Genomic DNA, 21,583 nt, shown 5'->3' on the forward strand with positions numbered 1-21,583 from the left:
GGGGCCCCCCGGGACGCGGCTACGCGGCTACGCGGCTACGCGGCGACGGTGCTGTGCGCGTCGGCCGCGCGCATCGCGCGACGCCCCGAGGGGACCAGCACCGCGATCGCGATCACGAGGAACATGAGCGCACCCGACACGATCAGGAGCGACTCGACCGAGAACCGGTCCGCGAGCGGACCGAAGATCAGCATCCCGAGCGGCATCGCGAGCGCCATCACGATGCCGACGAACCCGAAGACCCGCCCCTGCCGGTCGGGCTCGACCGTCTCCTGCAGGACCGTCATCGAGGTCGTGGCGAAGGCGGGCACGGCGGCGCCGAGCAGGAACATGAACGTGAAGAAGACCCACATGTTCGTCGAGAGGCCCAGGCCGACGGAGAGCACGCCGAACACGAACGTCGCGCCCACGATCATCGCGACGCGGTTCTTGAGCCCGCCCCACGTGGCGAGCAGGACGCCCCCCAGGATCGCGCCGAACGAGAACGCGAGCTCGTTGGCGGTGAGCTTCCAGACCTCCTCGCCGAACGTGCGCACGACCATGAGCGGCGTGAGGTAGGACGGGGCCACGATCAGCAGGAAGACGACCGCGTACAGCCCCAGGACCCAACGCACGAAGGTGTGGCCGCGCAGGTACCGCAGACCGCCCACGAGGTCGTCGAAGTACCCGACCTTCTCGCCCGCGGCCTCGTCGGCGCGCAGCACCTTGGTCACGGGGATCAGGGCCAGGAGCCCGATCCCGATCACGGCCGTGACGACGTCGACGAAGAAGATCGCGACGATCGACGCGCTCGCGTAGACGCCGGCCGCGACCGCAGGAGCCAGCAGCGTCATGGCCGACTGGATCGACCCGTTGATCCCGTTGACCCGCATGAGCTTGCTCACCGGGACGAGCTGAGGCAGGAGCGAGGACACCGCGGGCATCTGGATCCCCGCACCGACCGAACGGATCGCGAGCGCGGCGTAGATGAGCCACAGGTCGTCGGTGCCCGCGAGCATGAGCAGCGCGAGGGCGAGGGTCGTCACGGCGATCGACGCGTCGGCCGCGATGATCAGGAACTTGCGGTTGAGCCGGTCGGCCCAGACCCCGCCGAAGATCGACACGACGGCCTGCGGCAGGAACCCGAACACCGTGGCGAGCGCCAGCACGGAGCCGGACTTCGTCTCGAGGGTCAGGTGCCACATGATGGCGTACTGCACGAGCATCGACCCGAACAGCGAGACCGTCTGGCCGCCCAGGAAGATCGTCGCGTCGCGGCGCCAGCGCGGCTTGTCGGCCTCGTCGTCCGTCGGGGTCGTCGCGGACGGGTCAACGGGGTCCACGGGGTCGTGCGAGGCGGCCGCGTGGTCGGCGGTCGTGCGGGGGCCGTAGGGCTCGGCGTCGGTGCCCGTCGAGGCATCCTCTGCGGTCGGGTCGGACACGGTGTTCGGCTCGGGATGACTCACCCGTCCATGGTGCGGGGCGAGGCGGTGCGCGTCCAGGAATTTCCGCGGGTGATCGCTCACGGACTCCTCAGCCCGCGCGGCAAGACCGACACCCGTCCACGTCGTGAGCACCCGGGCGACGTGCTGTCCCCGAGGCTCCCCCGGATGGCAGGGTGGGACCGTGACGATCCCGACCGAGCCCACGCCGCCCCGCGACGCAGCCGACACCCCGCATCCACCGCGCCACCTCCAGCCCGGGGACGGCTGGGTCGAGTGCACGTGCGGCAGGCGGCACTGGGGGCTCGCGGGCGCCGCGGGGCTGCTCGTCGCCCGGCGGGGCGAGGACGGCCGCGTGAGCCACGTGCTCCTCCAGCACCGGGCACCCTGGAGCGACCAGGGCGGCACGTGGGGGGTGCCCGGCGGCGCGATCCATCCCGACGAGACGCCCGAGCAGGGAGCGCTGCGCGAGGCGCACGAGGAGGCGGGCGTCGACCCCGCGCTCGTGACGATCGTGGGCGACCAGGTCCTGGACCACGGGCCCTGGCGGTACACGACCGTCCTCGCGGAGGTCGTGCCCGGCGCGCACCTCGAAGCCCGCGCGACCGACGCCGAGAGCCTGGAGATCGCGTGGGTCGCGGTCGGTGACGTCCTCTCGCTCCCGTTGCTGGAGGCGTTCCGGGACGCGTGGCCCGAGCTCGTGGGGCGCTTCGCCGAGGTCGCCTGACCGGAGCATCGCCTCCCGGGAGCCTGTCACGCCGAGGCCCCCGGCGCCCGCCCGGCCCGGGACCGTCCCGCGGGGCGGGTGGTCACGGGCCGTGCGGTGGTGCGGGTGCCTACGGGGCGCCGGTCGAGGACCCCTCGGCGCCCTCGATGTCCGCGCTCCCCTTCCCGGGGCCGTGGGGGACGAGCTTGAGCCCCACGACCGCGGCGATGATGCCCGCGATGAAGACGACCTTGCCGACCGAGGCGGACTCGTCGCCGGTGAGGATCGCGTAGGAGACCGTCAGGGCCGCGCCGATGCCGACCCACACCGCGTACGCGGTCCCGATCGGGATGTGCTTGACGGCCCAGCCGAGCCCGCCCATGCTGATGGCGAGCGCGACGAAGAAGATGATCGACGGGACGAGCTGCGAGAACCCGTCGGACTTGCCGAGGGCCGTGGCCCAGACGGCCTCGAAGACGGCGCTGACGAGCAGGACGATCCACGGCATGTCAGCTCACCACCTTGAGGCCGACGACGGATCCGACGAGGAGGACCAGGAGCAGTCCGCGCAGCCAGGTGAAGGTCTCGGAACCGGTGATGAAGCCCCAGACCACGGTGAGCGTGGCCCCGATGCCGACCCACACCGCGTACGCGGTGCCGGTGGGCAGGGAGGTCATCGCCCAGGCGAGACCGACCATGCTCAGCGTCAGGGAGACGAGGAAGACGACCGTCGGTCGCCTGCGCGTGAAGTTCTCGGATGCGGACAGCGCCGTCGCCCAGACGGCCTCCAGCATCCCGGAGAGGACGAGGACAACCCAAGCCATGACAAGTAACCCCTCTGAGTCAGTCTTGTCCGTGCGGGTACTGCTCCCTCGTCCGCGCGTCCCTCGTCACGAGGAACTTGGTACCAGCGTACCGACATCGTGTCGTCTTGGCCAGGGATCAGCTCTCCTGCACCCCGGGCTCCACACGTTCCACCCCGTCTCTCCCGACCGGCCTCACCCTCGGGCGCGAGGACCCCACCAGGATCGTCGGATGCCGACACTCTTCGAGCCCTCTCCTCCCGAGGACTACCTGATGCGCCTCGCCGCCTCCGACCTGGGCCGGGGCTACAAGGCTCTCGCCACGGCCGAGCTCGACCTGCGCGACGGCCTCGACGTGCTCGACCTGGGCTGCGGCCCGGGCGCCGACCTGTCGGCGTACGCGACAGCGGTCGGGCCGTCCGGGAGCGTCCTCGGGCTCGACCACGACGCCGGCGCCGTGGCGCGGGCCCGCGCGCTGGTGAGCCATCTGACCACCGTCCGGGTCGAGGAGGCGGACGTCCACCACCTCGACCTTCCCGACGGCAGCGTCGACCGCGCACACACGGACCGGGTGCTCCAGCACGTGGCCGACCCCGGGCTCGTCCTCGCCGAGACGTTCCGGGTCCTGCGGCCCGGTGGTCGCGCGGTGCTCGCCGAGCCGGACTGGGGCACGCTCGTCGTCGACGGCCCCGACGCCGCGACGAGCGACGCCTACGGGCGCTTCGTCGTCGAGCAGGTCGTCCGCAACGGCAGGATCGGGCGCCGGCTCGCCGGGCTCGCCGAACGGACGGGCCTCGTGGTCGAGCGCGTCGTCCCCGTGACCGCCGTCTTCCGCGACGTCCGCAAGGCGGACCAGGTCCTGGGCCTGGCGCGGGTCGCCCGTCGCGCCGTCGAGGCGGGGTACCTGCGCGAGCGCGCGAAGGCACGCTGGACCGAGCACCTTGCGACGCAGCCGTTCTTCGCGTCGGTGACCCTCTTCGTCGTCGTGGCCGACCGGCCGCCGGCGTAGCTTCCCGGTCGCGGGTCGCGGCCCCGCAGTCAGCGCCGCCGTGTGGGGCGGGTCACGCGACCACGGGTTCGTGCACACCGGCGACAGGAGTACTGTTCTCGCGGAGGAAGGCAAGCCTTACCAAACTAGGACGCGAGTCCCAGGTCGGCCGGGCCCCACCGCTGCGACCACCGGCCGCCACGGCCTCCGGCTCCCGGGCTCCCCCGCCCCGCGACCCGTCGAAGGACTCCCGTGTTCGCCAACTTCCTCATCGGCCTGCGTGAAGGCCTCGAGGCCGCGCTCGTCGTCAGCATCCTCGTCGCCTACCTGGTCAAGACCGGCCGGCGCGACCTGCTCCCCTTCCTCTGGCTCGGCGTCGGTGTCGCCGTGGCCGTCTCGATCGGCTTCGGCGCGGCCCTGACCTACGGGCCGCAAGGGCTGACGTTCGAGGCCCAGGAGGCCATCGGCGGCACGCTGTCGATCATCGCGGTCGGCCTCATCACCTGGATGATCTTCTGGATGGGCAGGACGGCCCGGCACCTCAAGGCCGACCTCCAGCACAGGCTCGACGACGCCGTGGCCGCCGGGAGGTGGGCCGTCGTCGTCATGGCGCTGCTCGCCGTCGGGCGCGAAGGCCTCGAGACCGCCCTGTTCCTCTGGGCCGGCGCCCAGGCCACGGGCACCACGACCAGACCGCTGCTCGGCGCGGTGCTGGGACTCGCCGTCGCCGTCGCGCTCGGCTGGGCCGTCTACAAGGGCGCCGTCCGGCTCAACCTGCGCATCTTCTTCGCGTGGACCGGCATGTTCCTCATCGTGGTCGCCGCAGGGGTGCTCGCCTACGGCGTGCACGACCTCCAGGAGGCCGGCATCCTGCCCGGGCTGCACGACCTCGCCTTCGACGTCAGCGCGCAGATCCCGCCGTCGAGCTGGTACGGCACGGTCCTCAAGGGCGTCTTCAACTTCTCCCCCGCGACCACCTGGCTCGAGCTCGCCGCCTGGTGGCTCTACCTCGTCCCCACGCTGTTCTTCTTCGTCCGGACCGTCTGGTTCAGCGCGCCTCGCAGCAGTGCCCCCGCGCAGGCCAGCACCCCGGCACCCACCGTCACGACTCCCGGAGGAAACCGATGACCCGCTCACGGGCCACCCGCGCCGCAGCGCCGCTGCTCGCTGCCGCACTGCTCGTCCCCGTCCTGGCCGCCTGCACGCCCAACGACCCGGCCCCCGCCGGCGCGAGCAGCTCCGCGGCAGGTTCCGCGAAGCTCACGGTCGACTCGTCGGCCGACGCGTGCACGCTCTCGGCCACCGAGGCCCCCTCGGGCAACATCGTCTTCACCGTGACCAACACGGGCGACGACGTGACCGAGTTCTACCTGCTCGCCGAGGACGGCCTGCGGATCGTGTCCGAGGTCGAGAACATCGGCCCGGGCATCAGCCGCGACCTGGTCCTCACGGCCAAGGCCGGACAGTACGTCACCGCGTGCAAGCCCGGCATGATCGGCGACGGCATCCGCTCCGACTTCACCGTGACCGACTCGGGCGCGGACGTCGAGCCCACGGGCGCGGTCGCCGACCAGGTCGCGCTGGCCTCGACCAACTACGTCGCGTACGTCAAGGACCAGACCGAGCAGCTCCTCGAGGGCACCCAGGAGTTCGTGACCGCGTACGAGGCGGGCGACGACGAGGCCGCCAAGGCGCTCTACGCCCCGGTGCGCGTCCACTGGGAGCGCATCGAGCCCGTCGCCGAGTCCTTCGGCGACCTCGACCCCAAGATGGACCTGCGCGAGGCCGACCTCGAAGAGGGCCAGGAGTGGACCGGCTGGCACCTGCTCGAGAAGGACCTGTGGCAGCCCGCACCCGAGGCCAACGGCGGCGAGACCTACGTGGCACTGACGCCCGCGCAGCGCGCGCAGTACGCCGACCAGCTCCTCGCCGACACCCAGGAGCTCTTCGACCGCACGCACGAGGCGTCGTTCGCGGAAGGCATCGACGCACCCGCGATCGGCAACGGCGCCAAGGGGCTGCTCGACGAGGTCGCGACGGGCAAGGTCACGGGCGAGGAGGAGATCTGGTCGCACACCGACCTGTGGGACTTCCAGGCCAACGTCGACGGCGCCAAGGTCGCCTACGACGGTCTGCGCGACGTCGTGGCGGCCAAGGACGAGAAGCTCGCCGCGACGCTCGACGACCGCTTCACGACGCTCCAGGGCCTGCTCGACGAGCAGAAGCAGGGCGACGGGTTCGTGCTCTACACCGACCTCACCCCCGAGCAGGTCAAGGCGCTCTCGCAGGCCGTCGACTCGCTGAGCGAGCCGCTCTCGCAGCTCACCGCCGCCGTGGTGCTCTGAGGATCGACGCACCATGACGACAACGCCCGACCAGCCCGACCAGGCCGACCAGCCCGACACCGGATCGCCCGAGCACGAGAGCCCCGGCGTACCCCGCGAGGCCGCCGCTCCCGGTGACGCCTCGGGACGGGCCGAGCCACCTCTGGAGGCGCGCCCCCCCCCCCGCCCCCCCCCCCGCTCCTGGGGATGGCCGGCGTCGGGCTGGCCGGGGCGGGGCTCGCAGGCGGCTTCGCCGCCGGGAACGCCACGGCCCGCACCTCGGCGCCGAGCGCGGGCCCCGCCGAGGGCGACGGCGCGTTCGCGTTCACGGGCGAGCACCAGGCCGGGATCACGACCCCGGTCCAGGACAGCCTGCACTTCGCGACGTGGGACGTCACGACGCAGGACCGCGACGAGGTGGTCGCGCTGCTGCGCGCGTGGACCCTCGCGGCCTCGCGCATGACGCAGGGCCTGCCCGCCGGGGAGTTCGGGCCCATGTCCGGGCCGTACGACGCCCCGCCGGACGACACGGGCGAGGCCGAGGACCTGCCGGCCTCGGGCCTGACGATCACCTTCGGGTTCGGCCCCTCGTTCTTCACGGCCGCGGACGGTACGCCGCGGTTCGGCCTCGACGGCCGCAGGCCCGACCTCCTCGCGGACCTGCCGCACTTCCCCGGCGACATGCTCGAGGACGCGCGCTGCGGCGGCGACCTCGCGGTCCAGGCCTGCGCGAACGACCCGCAGGTCGCGGTCCACGCGATCCGCAACCTCGCGCGCATCGCGTTCGGGACGGCGTCGGTCCGCTGGAGCCAGCTCGGCTACGGGCGCACGTCGTCGACCACGACGACCCAGCCCACGCCTCGGAACCTGTTCGGCTTCAAGGACGGCACGGCCAACATCACGTCCGAGGAGTCGGCGGCGGTCGACGAGCACGTGTGGGTCGCACCGGGCGACGGTGCCGACTGGCTCACGGGCGGCTCGTACCTGGTCGCGCGCCGCATCCGGATGACGATCGAGACGTGGGACCGGGCTCCCCTGCGCGAGCAGGAGACCATCGTGGGCCGCACCAAGGGGTCGGGGGCTCCGTTGTCCGGCGGCGAGGAGCGCACCGAGCCCGACTTCGAGGCGGCGGGCCGCGGCGGCGCCCCGCTCATCGACCCGGCCTCGCACGTGCGCCTCGCGCACCCCACGAGCAACGGCGGCGCGCGCATGCTGCGCCGCGGCTACAACTACACCGACGGCTCCGACGGGCTCGGCAGGCTCGACGCAGGGCTCTTCTTCCTCGCGTACGTGCGCGACCCGGCCACGCAGTACGTGCCCATGCAGAACGCGCTCGCCAAGCACGACCTCATGAGCGAGTACCTGCGGCACACGGGCTCGGGGATCTGGGCCGTGCCGCGCGGGGTCGCCGAGGGGGCCACGCTGGGCGGGGACCAGGGTGCGTTCGTGGGCCAGGAGCTGTTCGCCTGAGCGGTCCGCCGCGCCCACGCACCACCGAGCGCTTCCCGGTCACCCGCGGACCCGGCCCGCCTCCTGGACCGCGGGACGGACCTGCTCGCCGTAGGCCTGGAGCGTCTCGTCGTTCGCGTCGTGCTGGAGGTAGAGCGCGAACTGGTCGACGCCGAGCGCCCTGAGCTCGAGCAGCCGCTCGACGTGCCGCGCGGGCGGCCCGATCAGGCAGAACCGGTCCAGGATCTCGTCGCTCACGAACGCGGTGTGCGTGTTCCCCGCACGCCCGTGCTCGTTGTAGTCGTAGTCGACGCGGCCCGCGACGAAGTCGGTCAGGGCCCGAGGGATGCTCGGCCCCCCGTCGCCGTCCGTCCCCGTGCTGTCCCCCGCCCCGTAGCGCGCGACGATCTCCGCGACGTGGTTGCCGACCATGCCGCCGAACCAGCGGCACTGGTCGTAGGCGTGGGCGAGCGTACGCCTGCCCACGTTCCCGGGCCCACCCCCGCCCGTGCCCGACGACGCCTCGTCCGTCACGTACGCGGGCGCGGCCACGCAGATGCTCACCTCGGCCGGGTCGCGCCCCACGCGCTCGGCGGCCCGGCGCACCGCGTCGATCGACCAGGCCACGATGTCGGGGTCGGCGAGCTGGAGGATGAACCCGTCCCCGACCTCGCCCGCGAGCGCCAGCGCGCGCGGGCCGTAGGCGGCGACCCACACGGGGGTGCGGCTGTCGGGGGCCCAGGGCAGGTGGAGCGTCGAGCCGTGGTGCTCGACCGCCTGCCCGCCGGCGAGCCCTCGGATGGTCGTGACGGCCGTGCGCAGCTCGGCGAGGGTCACGGGCTTGCCGTTGGTCACCCTGACCGCTGAGTCCCCGCGGCCGATCCCGCAGACCGTGCGGTTGCCGAACATGTCGTTGAGGGTCGCGAAGGTGGACGCGGTCACGGTCACGTCGCGCGTCGCGGGGTTGGTGACCATGGGCCCGACGGTCACGCGGTGGGTCGCGGACAGGATCTGGGAGTGGATGACGTACGGCTCCTGCCACAGGAGGTGCGAGTCGAACGTCCAGACGTGGCTGAAGCCGTGGAGCTCTGCGCGTCGCGCGAGGTCGACGACGCGCCACGCGGGCGGGTCGGTCTGCAGGACGACGCCCAGGTCGAGGCGCTCGGCCGTGCCGGTCGCGGTCATGGCTGGTCCCCGCCCGTCATCTCAGGTACGCCGAGTGGCTGCGACGCAGGTACCGGCCGTGCCCCGGGTGCCCGTGGTACTCGCCGCCGGAGATCAGGACCTGACCGCGCGAGATCACGACGTCGACGTGCCCGTCGATCTCGAAGCCCTCCCAGGCGGAGTGGTCCATGTTCATGTGGTGGGTCTTGCGGTTCCCGCGCGCGGTGTCCGCGTCCGTGGGGTAGCCGATCGAGGTGTGCCCGGCGGGGTCGTAGACCACGACGTCGGCGTCGGCTCCCGGGGCGAGAACCCCTTTGCGGTCGCCGAGGCCGAACATGCGCGCCGGCGTCGTGCAGCACAGCTCGACCCAGCGTTCGAGCGAGATCCGCCCGTCGACGACGCCCTGGTAGACGAGGTCGAGGCGGTGCTCGACGCCCCCGATCCCGTTGGGGATCTTGGAGAAGTCGCCGAGCCCGAGCTCCTTCTGCTCCTTGAAGCAGAACGGGCAGTGGTCGGTGCTCACGACCGACAGGTCGCCCGTGCGCAGGTAGCGCCACAGCTCCTCCTGGTGCTCCTCGGCCCGCGAGCGCAGCGGGGTCGAGCAGACCCACTTGGCGCCCTCGAACCCGGGCGCCCCGAGCTGTTCCTCGAGCGAGAGGTACAGGTATTGCGGGCAGGTCTCGCCGAACACGTTCCACCCGTCGTCGCGGGCCCGGGCGAGCGTGGCCACGGCCTGCTTGGCCGACATGTGCACCACGTAGAGCGGGGCGCCCGCGAGGCGCGCGAGCATGATCGCACGGTGCGTGGCCTCCTCCTCGGTCTCCCAGGGGCGCGTGGTGCCGTGGAAGTACGGGGCGGTGTCGCCACGGTCGAGGGCCTGGCGCACGAGGACGTCGATCGCGATGCCGTTCTCGGCGTGCATCATGACCAGCGACCCGTTGGTCGCGGCCTTCTGCATGGCCCGCAGGATCTGCCCGTCGTCGCTGTAGAACACCCCGGGGTAGGCCATGAAGAGCTTGAAGCTCGTGATACCCTCGGCCACGAGCTCGTCCATGGCCTTGAGCGAGTCGTCGTCGACCCCGCCGAGGATCTGGTGGAAGCCGTAGTCCACGGCGCAGTTCCCCTCGGCCTTGGCGAACCACGCCGCGAGGGAGTCCTGGACCCGTTCGCCGGTTCGCTGGACCGCGAAGTCGACGATCGTCGTCGTGCCTCCCCAGGCCGCGGCGCGCGTCCCGGTCTCGAACGTGTCCGAGGCGGCCGTGCCGCCGAACGGCAGCTCCATGTGGGTGTGCGGGTCCACCGCGCCCGGGATGACGTACTTGCCGGTCGCGTCGATCACGGTCTGCGCGACCGAGGCGAGGTCCACGCCGAGCGACGTGTCGCCCGGGCGCAGCAGGGCGGCGACCTGCTCGCCGTCGAGCAGGACGTCGGCGCGCGAGCGCCCCGTGGGCCCGACGACGGTGCCACCCGTGATGAGGGTCAGTGCCATGGTGTGCGTCCTCTCGTTCGTCGGTCGGTGCGGGTGCCGCGCGGTGCGGGGTGCGGCGCCGTGCGGGGTGCGGCGCCGTCGGGCCGGCTGGGCCCGTCACGTTGGCGTCAGGGCGCGGTCAGCGGGCCGTACGCGTCGGGGCGGCGGTCGCGGTAGAACTGCCACCGGTTGCGGACCTCGGTCAGCAGGTCGAGGTCGAGGACGCGCACCACGAGCTCCTCCTCGTAGGCGTCGGCCGTCTCGCCCACGAACGCACCCTCGGGGTTCACGAAGTAGCTCGTGCCGTAGAAGTCGTTCGAGCCCAGCTCCTCGAACCCGACCCGGTTGATGGCACCGACGTAGTACTCGTTGGCCACGGCCGCCGCGGGCTGCTCGAGCCGCCACAGGTAGTTGGACAGGCCGCGGCTCGTGGCGCTCGGGTTGAAGACGATGGTCGCTCCGGCGAGACCCAGGGCCCGCCACCCCTCGGGGAAGTGCCGGTCGTAGCAGATGTAGACCCCGATGCGCCCGACCGCGGTGTCGAAGACCGGGTAGCCCAGGTTGCCGGGACGGAAGTAGAACTTCTCCCAGAACCCGGGCAGGTGCGGGATGTGGGTCTTGCGGTACTTGCCGAGGTAGCTGCCGTCGGCGTCGATCACGGCTGCCGTGTTGTAGAGGATCCCAGGCTGCTCGAGCTCGTACACGGGCAGCACGACCACGATGCCCAGCTCCTTGGCGAGGGCCGCGAAGCGCTCGGTCGTCGGGCCCGGGACGGACTCGGCGTAGGAGTAGAACGCGGCGTCCTCGACCTGGGGGAAGTAGGGCGCGTTGAACACCTCCTGGAAGCAGACGACCTGGGCCCCCTGGTCGGCGGCCTGGCGGGTGTACCGCTCGTGGGCCGCGACCATGGACTCCTGGTCGCCGGTCCAGCGGACCTGGGTGAGGGCGGCGCGCACGATCATGGGGTCTCCTCGGGTGGGGCGGCGGGACGGGGGCGGTGGCCGTTGTGCTCGGCGGACGGCGCCGTCGGCACGGTGCGGCGCCGGTGCCGGACCGGCTCGACGACGTACCGGTCGGCGACGTCGAGCGCCGCGTCGACGACGTCGAGGCCGTGCTCGAGGTCCTCGACCGACGTGACGAGCGGCGGGGCCAGGTGCAGGCGGTTGACCTGCGGGAACGGCCAGACGCCGCCCGCGGTCACCGCGGCGACGACCTCGGCCATGGGGGCGTTCTGCTCGGGCGTGCCCTGGAACGGCACGAGACGTTCGCGCGTGAGGGGGTCACGGACGAGCTCGATCGCCCAGAGGAACCCGAGCCCGCGGACCTCGCCCACGCTGGGGTGCCGCGCGGCCATGTCACGCAGGCGTTCTCCCAGGACCCGCTCGCCCAGCGACCGGACCCGGTCGAGGATGCCCTGCTCCTCGAGCACGTGGATGCTCGCGACGCCGGGCGCGCACGCGAGCGGGTGACCCGAGTAGGTGAGCCCGCCGGGGAACGGGGTGCGGTCGAAGCTCGCGGCGACGCGCTCGGACACGATCACCCCGCCGAGCGGGACGTAACCCGAGTTGACGCCCTTGGCGAAGACCACGAGGTCCGGCACGACGTCCCAGTGGTCCACGGCGAACCACTCGCCGACGCGTCCGAAGCCGACCATGACCTCGTCCGCGACGTACAGGATGCCGTGCTCGTCGCACAGCTCGCGGACCCCTGCGAGGTAGCCGTCGGGGGGCACGAGCACGCCGTTGGTCCCGACCACGGTCTCGAGCAGGATCGCGGCGATCGTCGCGGGTCCTTCGAGCTCGACGACCTCGCGCAGGTGGCGCAGCGCCGCGACGCACTCGTCGGCGTCGGTCGTGGCCCCGAACGACGACCGGTAGGTGTAGGGCCCGAAGAAGTGCCGCACGCCCGGGTCCACCTCGTTGGGCCAGCGGCGCGGGTCGCCCGTGGCCGTCACGGCCGTGCCCGTGTTGCCGTGGTAGGACCGGTAGGCCGCGAGAACCTTCTGCCGACCGGTGTGGCGCCGGGCGAGGCGCACGGCGTTCTCCACGGCGTCGGCGCCCCCGTTGGTGAAGAACACACGGTTCAGCCCGCCGTCGGCGCCGCCCGGCGCACGCTCGACGATCAGGCGTGCGAGCTCGCTGCGCACCGGGTTCGCGAACGACGGCGCGACGGTCGCGAGACGTCCGGCCTGCGCCTGGATCGCGCCCACCAGCGCAGGATGCTGGTGCCCCAGGTTGAGGTTGATGAGCTGCGATGCGAAGTCCAGGTAGCGCGTGCCCTTCTCGTCCCAGAACCAGGCGCCCTCACCGCCGGCGATGGTCACGGGCCGGATCAGCTCCTGCGCCGACCACGAGTAGAAGACGTGGGCGTCGTCCCGTCCGGCCCGTCCCGTGCCCTGCACTGCGTCCGTCATCCGGCTCGCCGTCCTTTCGTCCGTCGGCTCGTCCGCCTCGTCACCGGGTCCGGGGGAACCCCAGGTCGATGCTGCTGGTCGCGGGGTCCGGCCACCGCGACGTCACGACCTTGGTCCGGGTCGCGAAGTGGATGCCCTCGGGGCCGTACATGTGGGAGTCCCCGAACAGCGAGCCCTTCCAGCCGCCGAACGAGTAGTAGCCGACGGGCACCGGGATGGGGACGTTGACGCCGACCATGCCGGCCTGCACCTCGACCTCGAAGCGTCGGGCGGCTCCCCCGTCCCGCGTGAAGATGGCCGCACCGTTGCCGTACGGGTTCTCGTTGACGAGCCGCAGGGCGTCGTCGAACGTCTCGGCCCGCACGACCGAGAGCACGGGCCCGAAGACCTCCTCGCGGTACACCGTGTGCTCGGGCCGCACGTGGTCCACGAGGCTCGGGCGCAGGAAGAACCCGCCGCTCGTGTCCTGCCCGTCCGGCCCCGGTCCGACGGGCGGCCCGTCCCGCCCGTCCAGGACCAGGACCGCCCCCTCCTCGACCGCGCTGCCCACGCGCGCCGCGACCCGGTCCCGGTGCTCGGCCGTGATGAGCGGCCCCATCTGGGAGGCGGGGTCGTTCCCCGGCCCGACGACGAGCCCCGCCACGCGCGTGCGGATCGCCTCGACGAGGGCGTCGGCGACGTCGCCCACCGCGACCACGACCGAGATCGCCATGCACCGCTCCCCCGCAGACCCGTAGCCCGCCGAGACCGCCGCGTCCGCCGCGGCGTCGAGCTCGGCGTCGGGCAGGACGACCAGGTGGTTCTTCGCCCCGCCCAGCGCCTGGACCCGCTTGCCGTGGCGCGTGCCCGTCTCGTAGACGTGGCGGGCGACGGGCGTGGAGCCGACGAAGCTGATCGCGGCGACGTCGGGGTGCTCCAGGAGCCGGTCGACCGCGACCCGGTCGCCCTGCACCACGTTGACGACACCGTCGGGCAGCCCGGCCTCGGCCAGGAGCCGGGCGACCAGCAACGACGCCGACGGGTCGCGCTCGCTCGGCTTGAGCACGAACGTGTTGCCGCACGCGATCGCCGTCGGGATCATCCACAGCGGCACCATGGCAGGGAAGTTGAAGGGCGTGATGCCGACCATGACGCCCAGCGGCTGCTTGACCTCGTGGACGTCCACCCCGGTCGAGACCTGCTGGCTGAAGCCCCCCTTGAGCAGGTGCGGGATACCGGTCGCGAACTCGACGTTCTCGAGCGCTCGCGCGACCTCCCCCTCGGCGTCGGACACGACCTTGCCGTGCTCGGCCGAGACCAGGTGGGCGATCTCGTCCCGGTGCCCGCGCAGCAGCTCGTGGAACGCGAAGAGGATCTCGACGCGCCGCGACAGGCCCGTCCGGGACCAGCCCGGGAAGGCCGCGAGCGCCGCGGCGACGGCCGCGTCCACGTCGGCCGCCGAGGCGAGGGCGACGCGACCCGTGACCCGTCCGGTGGCCGGGTCGTGGACGGCTCCGTACCGGTGCGCGTCGTCCACGCGGCGGCCGCCCACGACGTGTCCGATCACCCCTGGGGCCCTCTCGGGGGTGCTGCTCGTCATGCTGGCCTCCCTCCCGGGCGCGGCACGCAGGACGGCGGCCCGGGTCGTCGACGACTGAGTCCCAGTGTGGCACGAGGACCCCTTTCGTGTGAGGTCGATCACAGATCGCAGGGTCTGCCCGGGTGAAGCGTGCCGGGGCGCTCTCCCACCGTGCGTGCCGCTGTCATCGCGCCACCGGGCCCGGGTACGGTCGGGCCGTGACCGACGAGCACCCCACGAGCAGCCACGACCCGGGCGACCCGCGAACCCCGGCAGGGTCTCCTCCTCCCGGACCGGACCCCGCTCCCGCTCCCGCACGGCCGATGACCCGGGCCGAGCGACGTGCTGCCGAGCAGGCAGCCCTGGTGCGCCAGGCGGACACCTCCTGGCACTCGTCACCCGCCACCGGCGCGCTGCCGACCGCGCGCCCCCGGACGTCTGCCCTGCCCACCACGGCCGGGGCCTCCGCCTGGGAGCGGGTCGAGGTCTCGACAGAGACCGCCCCGGCCCCGTCGGCGTGGCGTGAGCGTGCGGCACGCTTCGCCCCGAACCTGTCACAGGCGCCTGGCGCGCCCACGGCGGTCGAGCCGGACGCGGCCGACTCGCCCGCTCCGAGCCGGACGGCGTCCGCCGGGGCTCCGCTCGACCCGTCGCGCGCCCCATCGACGACCGGTGGCGCGACCGGCGCGACGAACGGCGCGGCCGGCGCGGTGACCTCCGCCGACGCCACCGAGGCCGCGGCCGACACCGCCGACGCCACGGCCCCTGGCGCCACGGCCGGCTCGTCGACGCCGTTCCCGACCCGTCGACAGCTCTCCCACGCGGCCCGGCACGTGACACGGCTCGGCCGCGGCAACGCCGCCCGCCTGCTCCTGCTCACCGTCGTCACGGCGCTCGCGGTCGAGATGATCCGGGCGAGCGGCCCCCTGCTCGACCGTGCCTTCGCCTCGAGCGTGACCGTCGCCGCCGGGACGGCCCTGATCACGTACGCGGCTCCCGCGCTGGCCGTGACGATCATCGCCGCGCGACTGCCGATCTCCGGGCGGGTCACGCTCGGCGCGGTGCTCGCCCTGGTCGGGTGGCGGCTGGGTCTGCAGGGGCTCGGGATCGCCGCCGGCTCGGACGGGGCGCTCGGGTCGGCCCGCTACGGGCTGGGGCTCGGGGGCGCCTCGCTCGCGGTGGCCACGCTCGTCATCGTGGTCGCGTTCGTGAGCGGCGTCCGACCGTCGCCCGCCGAGGACTCCCCCGAGAGGGTGGGAGGCGCCTGGACGCCTCTTGCGAACGGGCGCATGGTCGCCCTCGGCGTGTCCCTGGGCGTCCTCGGCGCCGCGGGCGTGAGCCTGCTCCACGGGACGTGGGACGCGTACTGGCGCACCGGTCTGCTCTCCTGGGTGGCCCCCCTCGCGCTGGGCGGCCTGGCCGTGGTCTCGGCCTGGCTGCTGCGCCGAGACCCCGCCGCCCCCGGGGCCCGCGGGATCTGGGTGCTCGGCCCGTACCTCGCGCTGGGCGTCATGGTCTTCGGCAACCCTGCCTTCATCGCGTCGCAGACCGGACTCCCCCTGGCCGTGGCCGCGGGAGCCGTCGTGGTCATGGCCCTGATGGTCGGGCTGACGACCGTCCGGGGCACCGCGCGGTCGAGCCGTCCCGGGGGCAACGTCGTCCTGTCGGTCCTGGGTCGGTGGGCCGACCTCGTGGCGCTCGTCGCCTTCGCCCTGGTCGTCTTCGTGCTGCCCGGCCGGACCGAGGTGCTCGACGACCTGCTCGCCTGGGCGCTCCTGGTCTGCGCCGTCGGCCTCGCCGTCGCCTCGACCGACGCCGTCGTGCACGCCCTCACCCGACCGGCCCGTGAGATCGGCTGGCTGCGCCTCGCCGGGGCGAGCACCGCCGTCGGGCTGGGGCTCATCCTGCCGCTCCTGGCCTACCAGCTCGACTACGACGTGCCCCTGCCCGTGCCCAACGCCTCCGTGCCGGTCCTGGTCGCCCTCGTGATCGGGGTCGCAGGGCTGCGTCGCACCGGCCCGCTGCCCCAGGCCGCCGCGGGCACCGCCGCGGCTGCACGCGTCGCCCCGCCGAGCGTGCGCGTCGCGCTACCCGTCGTGGCCGCGGTCGCCGTCCTGGCCGTGGGCGGCGCCGCCGTGCAGCTCGTCGACCTGCCGACCGGTGACCGGACGGCGAGCGGGGCGGCGGCCGGCGACGAGCAGGGCCTCGTCGTCCTCGACTGGAACCTGCACTACGGGGTCAGCTCGACGCCGTCGGTCGAGCTCGACGACGTCGCCGCGACGATCCGCGACTCGGGCGCCCAGGTCGTGACGCTCCAGGAGGTCTCGCGCGGCTGGGTGCTGGGCGGTGGCATCGACATGGCGAGCTACCTCGCACGCGCCACCGACATGGAGGTCGCGTTCGTCGGGGCGGCCGACCGCCAGTTCGGGAACGCGATCCTCTGGGACCCGGACACCGTCACGGTCTCCGACGTGTCGCGGACGTCGCTGCCCTTCGGCGCAGGTCCGCAGCACCGGTCCGCGATCTCCGCGACCGTCACGCCTGCGGACGGGACCGACCTGCGCGCCGCCTGGGCCGACGGGCTGCGCGTGACCTCCGTGCACCTGCAGCACCGCCGCGAGAACACCCCGACCCGCCTCGACCAGCTCGACGCGCTCTTCACGGCCGAGCCGGTCGCGGGGGCCTACCTGCTCGCGGGTGACTTCAACGCCGAACCCGACTGGGACGAGATCACCCTGGTCGAGTCCCAGGGGCTCGTGAGCGGGCAGGACCAGGCGGGGAACGCGGACGACCTCACGTCCCCCGCCGACGCGCCACGCCACCGCATCGACTGGATGTTCGGCGCGGGCCTCGGCTTCGAGCGCTTCCGGGTCCTGGACGACGTCTCGTCCGACCACCGTCCGCTCGTGACCGTGGTGCGTCCCGCGCAGGAGCAGGAGCCCGCACCGGCCGGGTAGCCGCGGGCCGCGGCCTCCGGCGGCGCGGCGCCCGACGTCCCGAGCCGCCGTCGGGGCCGCGGGGCCTGCGCCTCAGTCCTCGCGGTGGTGGAGCATGCGCGCGACCTCGGCGATCGACCCGGACAGCGACGGGTAGACCGTGAAGGCCTCCGCGACGTCGTCGACCGTGAGGCGGTGCGCGACCGCGAGAGTGATGGGGAAGATGAGCTCGCTCGCGCGCGGGGCCACGACGACACCGCCCAGGACGACGCTCGCCTCGGGGTGCGCGAACAGCTTGACGAACCCGTCGCGCATGCCGAGCATCTTGGCGCGCGGGTTGCGGGCCAGCGGGAGCGTCGTGGTCACGTACTTGGACCCTTGCTCCTTGAGCTTCTCCTCGCTGTACCCGACGGTCGCGATCTCGGGGGCCGTGAAGATGTTCGCGGCGACCGTGCGCAGCTTGATGGGGCTCACGGCGTCGCCCAGTGCGTGCGACATGGCCACGCGGCCCTGCATCGCGGCGACCGAGGCGAGCGGCAGGATGCCCGTGCAGTCACCTGCCGCGTAGATGCCGCGCACCGAGGTGCGCGAGACCTTGTCGACCTGCACGTGGCCGCTCGGGGTCAGCCGCACACCGGCCTCCTCGAGCCCGATGCCCGCGGTCGAGGGGATGGACCCGACGGCCAGCAGCACGTGCGAGCCCTTGACCACGCGACCGTCGGCGAGCGTGACCTCGACGCCCTCGTCGGTACGCACGGCCGCCTCGGCGCGCGTGCGGGACATGACCGTCATGCCGCGCGAGCGGAAGACCCCCTCGATGAGCTCGGCCGCGTCGGCGTCCTCGCCCGGCAGCACGCGGTCGCGGCTCGAGACGAGCACGACGTCGGAGCCCAGCGCGTTGTAGGCGCCCGCGAACTCGGCTCCCGTGACGCCCGAGCCCACGACGATCAGGCGCTCAGGGAGCTCCTTGAGGTTGTAGAGCTGGGTCCACGTGAGGATGCGCTCCCCGTCGGGGATCGCGGTCGGCAGCACGCGGGGCGTCGCGCCGAGCGCGAGGAGGATCACGTCGGCGTCGACCGAGACCTCGGCCGCGTCCTCCTGGAGCGTGACCTGCACGCGCGACGGACCCTCGAGGCGCCCCTCGCCGATCAGGACGCGCACGCCCTCACGCTCCAGACGCGCGTGGATGTCGGCCGACTGAGCGGCCGCGAGCGCCATGACGCGGGTGTTGACGGCGTCGAGGTCGACCATGTGGCGGCGCATCGCGGGGTGCGCGGCCTTGGCCGTGTCGACGGGCAGGCGGATGCCGAGGTCGGCGGCGCGGTCGGCGATGGTCATCCAGTCGGCCGTCGCGATGAGGGTCTTGGACGGCACCACGTCGGTGAGCACGGCGGCGCCGCCGAGGCCCTGGCGTTCGACGACGGTCACGTCGGCACCGAGCCGACGGGCGACGAGAGCCGCCTCGTAGCCTCCGGGTCCACCGCCCAGGATCACGATGCGGCTGGCCTGCAGGTCGGGGTTCTCGTTCGTCACAGGTGCCATTCTGTCAGCATCCGAGGGCCATTCGTGTCAGCATGCGGACAGGACGACGCGCTGGGGCGAGGACGGGCGTTCCGTGGGGCGCGGGGCGTCAGAACGGATAGCCTCGTCCTATGACGACGACCTTGTCTCTCGACGACCCCACGACCGACCCGTTCCTCGTGGCCCGCGCCGCTGCGGACCACATCGCCGAAGCCACCGGGATCGAGGGCCACGACGTCGCCCTCGTGCTCGGGTCGGGCTGGGGCGGGGCGGCAGAGCTCCTGGGCGACGTCGTCGCGGAGATCCCCACGAACGAGATCCCCGGGTTCTCCAAGCCCGCCGTCGCCGGCCACGTCGCGACGACACGCTCGATCCGGATCGAGCGCGCCGACGGCTCGGTCCGTCACGCGCTCGTGCTCGGCTCGCGCACCCACCTGTACGAGGGCAAGGGCGTGCGCCACGTCGTCCACGGCGTGCGGACCGCGGCGGCGACCGGCGCGCAGACCGTGATCCTCACCAACGGGTGCGGCGGCCTGAACCTCGACCACGGCCCGGGCACCCCGGTGCTCATCCGCGACCACATCAACCTCACCGCCACCTCCCCCCTGGAGGGTGCGACGTTCGTCGACCTGACGGACCTCTACTCCTCGCGCCTGCGGGACCTGGCCAGGTCGGTCGACGGCTCGCTCGGCGAGGGCGTGTACGCCCAGTTCCCCGGCCCGCACTACGAGACCCCGGCCGAGGTGCGCATGGCGGGCGTCCTGGGTGCGGACCTCGTCGGCATGTCGACCACGCTCGAGGCCATCGCCGCGCGCCACGCGGGGCTCGAGGTGCTGGGCATCTCGTTGGTCACGAACCTCGCCGCGGGCATCAGCCCGACGCCGCTCTCGCACGGCGAGGTCATCGAGGCCGGCCAGGCGGCCGGCCCCCGGATCAGCTCCCTGCTCGCCGAGATCGCGAAGCTGGTGTGACATGACGAACCCCCAGGACCACCTCGACGTGGACGACCCCGGCTACGAGGCCGGGCAGGGCCACGCGTCCTTCCTGGCGCAGGTCGAGGCCTGGATCGAGGCGGACCCCGAGCCCGCCGACCAGGCCGAGCTGCGCACTCTCCTCACGGAGGCCGACTCCCCCGACCCGCGCGACCACGAGGTGCGCGCCCGGGCACGGGCCGAGCTGCGCGACCGCTTCGTCGGCACGCTCCAGTTCGGCACCGCGGGCCTGCGCGGCGAGATGGCGGCGGGACCCAACCGTATGAACCGCGCGGTCGTGATCCGGGCCGCGGCGGGCCTCGCGTCGTTCCTGCGCGACGCCCTGCCGGGGCAGACACCGCGCGTCGTCATCGGGTACGACGCCCGGCACCACTCGCACACGTTCGCGCTCGACAGCGCCGCGGTGTTCACGGCTGCGGGCGTCGAGGCGTCGATCCTGCCGTCCGCCCTCCCGACGCCCGTGCTCGCCTACGCGGTGCGCCACCTGGGTGCCGACGCGGGCGTCATGGTCACCGCGAGCCACAACCCCCCGGCGGACAACGGCTACAAGGTGTACCTCGGCGGCCGAGTGGTCACGGACTCGGGCCAGGGGGCGCAGATCGTGCCCCCGTACGACGCCGGGATCGCAGCCGCGATCGACCGCTCGCCCGTGGCCGCGCAGGTCCCCCGCGCGACCGACGGCTGGACGGTCCTGGGCCGCGACCTCGCGCTCGGCTACGTCGAGTCCGTGGGCCGGCTGTCCGACGGCGCCGCGCGCGACCTGCGCATCGTCGCCACCCCGCTGCACGGCGTGGGCGGCGAGGTGCTCAACCGGGTCCTGGGGAACGCGGGCTTCACCGACGTCATCAGCGTCGCCGAGCAGTTCGAGGCGGACCCGCTGTTCCCGACCGTGGCCTTCCCCAACCCGGAGGAGCCCGGCGCGATCGACCTCGCGCTCGCGTACGCGCAGGACGCCAAGGCGGACCTGGTGATCGCGAACGACCCCGACGCCGACCGGTGCGCCCTCGCGGTGTACGACCCGCGCGTCGGGACGTACCAGGGGGCCGAGACCGCCCGGTCGAACGGGTGGCGCATGCTGCACGGGGACGAGGTGGGCTCGCTGCTCGGCGAGGAGATCGGCCGACGTGCGGACGCGCCGGGAGGCGCGGACGGGACCCCGTTCTTCGCGAGCTCGATCGTGTCCTCGCGGCTGCTGCGCAAGATCGCCGACAGCCACGGGCTGGGCTACTCCGCGACGCTCACGGGGTTCAAGTGGATCTCGCGCGTCGACGGCCTGGTCTACGGCTACGAGGAGGCGCTCGGCTACTGCGTCGACCCGCAGGTCGTGCGGGACAAGGACGGCATCAGCGCCGCCCTGCTCCTGGCCCAGCTCGCGAACCGCCTCAAGGCCGAGGGGCGCACGCTCGTCGACGCGCTCGACGACCTGGCCCGTGCTCACGGCCTGCACGTGACCGACCAGCTCTCGGCCCGGTTCACCGACCTCGACCAGATCCCGGCGGCCATGTCGCGGCTGCGGGCGGCGCCCCCGCGCACGCTCGCGGGCTCGGGGGTCAGCGACGTCGTCGACCTGTCCGAGGGGCTCGACGGGCTGCCGCCGACCGACGGCGTCCGGCTGCTGTCCGCGGACGGCACCCGGGTCATCGTGCGCCCCAGCGGCACCGAGCCGAAGGTCAAGTGCTACCTCGAGGTGATCGTCCCGGTCGCGTCCGACGCGAGCTACGACGACCTCACCGCAGCCCGCGCCTTCGCGCGGACCCGCCTCGACCAGGTCCGGGCGGACGTGGCGGCGGCGCTCGGCATCTGACGACGGGCGGTCCTGGCGGCCGACCCCACCCCTGAC

17 protein-coding genes and 1 riboswitch are annotated in these 21,583 nt (G+C 73.3%); of the genes, 8 read left to right on the forward strand and 9 right to left on the reverse strand.

The window, feature by feature from the left end:
- Nucleotides 1-35 precede the first annotated feature (35 nt).
- Entirely contained in the window at nucleotides 36-1,445 is a 1,410-nt protein-coding gene (locus H9652_RS01735) for an MFS transporter (RefSeq protein WP_318243940.1), read from the reverse strand.
- 160 nt (nucleotides 1,446-1,605) lie between these two features.
- On the opposite strand from H9652_RS01735, the gene H9652_RS01740 reads away from it, so the two are divergent.
- On the forward strand, nucleotides 1,606-2,148 hold the full coding sequence (locus H9652_RS01740) for an NUDIX hydrolase (protein ID WP_318243941.1): 543 nt from the start codon (nucleotides 1,606-1,608) through the stop codon (nucleotides 2,146-2,148).
- A 109-nt stretch (nucleotides 2,149-2,257) separates the two neighbouring features.
- Here the strand turns inward: H9652_RS01740 and H9652_RS01745 are convergent, their stop codons facing one another.
- Entirely contained in the window at nucleotides 2,258-2,635 is a 378-nt protein-coding gene (locus tag H9652_RS01745; protein WP_191794369.1) for a DMT family transporter, read from the reverse strand.
- Between the two features lies 1 nt (nucleotide 2,636).
- Nucleotides 2,637-2,951 carry a DMT family transporter gene (locus H9652_RS01750; RefSeq protein WP_138823905.1) on the reverse strand — a complete coding sequence of 105 codons (315 nt, stop codon included), beginning with the start codon at nucleotides 2,949-2,951 and terminating at the stop codon, nucleotides 2,637-2,639.
- Nucleotides 2,952-2,964: 13 nt separating this feature from the next.
- Nucleotides 2,965-3,031, reverse strand: a riboswitch (guanidine-III (ykkC-III) riboswitch).
- A gap of 131 nt (nucleotides 3,032-3,162) precedes the next feature.
- Between H9652_RS01750 and H9652_RS01755 the strand changes: the two genes are divergently transcribed.
- The 4 genes from H9652_RS01755 (at nucleotide 3,163) to efeB (ending at nucleotide 7,712) form a co-directional block, all read left to right on the forward strand.
- The gene (locus H9652_RS01755; RefSeq protein WP_191794370.1) at nucleotides 3,163-3,939 is read left to right on the forward strand and encodes a methyltransferase domain-containing protein; all 777 of its coding nucleotides are present in this window, start codon (nucleotides 3,163-3,165) and stop codon (nucleotides 3,937-3,939) included.
- Nucleotides 3,940-4,170: 231 nt separating this feature from the next.
- Entirely contained in the window at nucleotides 4,171-5,046 is an 876-nt protein-coding gene (gene efeU / locus H9652_RS01760; protein ID WP_191794371.1) for an iron uptake transporter permease EfeU, read from the forward strand.
- The gene (gene efeO / locus H9652_RS01765; RefSeq protein ID WP_191794372.1) at nucleotides 5,043-6,263 is read left to right on the forward strand and encodes an iron uptake system protein EfeO; all 1,221 of its coding nucleotides are present in this window, start codon (nucleotides 5,043-5,045) and stop codon (nucleotides 6,261-6,263) included. Before efeU ends, efeO begins: the two co-directional genes overlap by 4 nt.
- Before the next feature lie 186 nt (nucleotides 6,264-6,449).
- Nucleotides 6,450-7,712: an iron uptake transporter deferrochelatase/peroxidase subunit gene (gene efeB / locus H9652_RS01770; RefSeq protein ID WP_191794373.1), complete on the forward strand. Its 1,263-nt coding sequence runs from the start codon at nucleotides 6,450-6,452 to the stop codon at nucleotides 7,710-7,712.
- 39 nt (nucleotides 7,713-7,751) lie between these two features.
- On the opposite strand, the gene H9652_RS01775 is transcribed toward efeB, so the two are convergent.
- The 5 genes from H9652_RS01775 to H9652_RS01795 form a co-directional block, all read right to left on the reverse strand.
- Nucleotides 7,752-8,876, reverse strand: a complete 1,125-nt coding sequence (locus tag H9652_RS01775; protein ID WP_191794374.1) for a TIGR03842 family LLM class F420-dependent oxidoreductase — start codon at nucleotides 8,874-8,876, stop codon at nucleotides 7,752-7,754.
- Nucleotides 8,877-8,892: 16 nt separating this feature from the next.
- Nucleotides 8,893-10,344, reverse strand: coding sequence for a dihydropyrimidinase (hydA, locus tag H9652_RS01780; RefSeq protein ID WP_191794375.1), 1,452 nt, complete (start codon nucleotides 10,342-10,344; stop codon nucleotides 8,893-8,895).
- 107 nt (nucleotides 10,345-10,451) lie between these two features.
- Nucleotides 10,452-11,285 (reverse strand): nitrilase-related carbon-nitrogen hydrolase, encoded by an 834-nt coding sequence (locus H9652_RS01785; protein ID WP_191794376.1) that lies wholly within the window; start codon nucleotides 11,283-11,285, stop codon nucleotides 10,452-10,454.
- Nucleotides 11,282-12,736, reverse strand: a complete 1,455-nt coding sequence (locus H9652_RS01790) for an aspartate aminotransferase family protein (protein ID WP_191794377.1) — start codon at nucleotides 12,734-12,736, stop codon at nucleotides 11,282-11,284. Before H9652_RS01790 ends, H9652_RS01785 begins: the two co-directional genes overlap by 4 nt.
- A 40-nt stretch (nucleotides 12,737-12,776) precedes the next feature.
- Nucleotides 12,777-14,315 (reverse strand): CoA-acylating methylmalonate-semialdehyde dehydrogenase, encoded by a 1,539-nt coding sequence (locus H9652_RS01795; RefSeq protein ID WP_191794378.1) that lies wholly within the window; start codon nucleotides 14,313-14,315, stop codon nucleotides 12,777-12,779.
- Nucleotides 14,316-14,512: 197 nt separating this feature from the next.
- Between H9652_RS01795 and H9652_RS20145 the strand changes: the two genes are divergently transcribed.
- Nucleotides 14,513-17,251, forward strand: a complete 2,739-nt coding sequence (locus H9652_RS20145) for an endonuclease/exonuclease/phosphatase family protein (RefSeq protein WP_191794379.1) — start codon at nucleotides 14,513-14,515, stop codon at nucleotides 17,249-17,251.
- A gap of 72 nt (nucleotides 17,252-17,323) precedes the next feature.
- Here the strand turns inward: H9652_RS20145 and H9652_RS01805 are convergent, their stop codons facing one another.
- A complete protein-coding gene (locus tag H9652_RS01805; RefSeq protein ID WP_404821984.1) occupies nucleotides 17,324-18,763 on the reverse strand; it encodes an NAD(P)H-quinone dehydrogenase in 1,440 nt (479 codons plus the stop codon).
- 119 nt (nucleotides 18,764-18,882) lie between these two features.
- Between H9652_RS01805 and H9652_RS01810 the strand changes: the two genes are divergently transcribed.
- Together H9652_RS01810 and H9652_RS01815 are read left to right on the forward strand one after the other, a co-directional pair.
- Nucleotides 18,883-19,722, forward strand: coding sequence for a purine-nucleoside phosphorylase (locus H9652_RS01810; RefSeq protein WP_191794381.1), 840 nt, complete (start codon nucleotides 18,883-18,885; stop codon nucleotides 19,720-19,722).
- Nucleotide 19,723: 1 nt separating this feature from the next.
- Nucleotides 19,724-21,547: a phospho-sugar mutase gene (locus H9652_RS01815; RefSeq protein ID WP_191794382.1), complete on the forward strand. Its 1,824-nt coding sequence runs from the start codon at nucleotides 19,724-19,726 to the stop codon at nucleotides 21,545-21,547.
- Nucleotides 21,548-21,583 lie beyond the last annotated feature (36 nt).

Source organism: Oerskovia rustica, from assembly GCF_014836555.1.
GTDB lineage: Bacteria > Actinomycetota > Actinomycetes > Actinomycetales > Cellulomonadaceae > Oerskovia > Oerskovia rustica.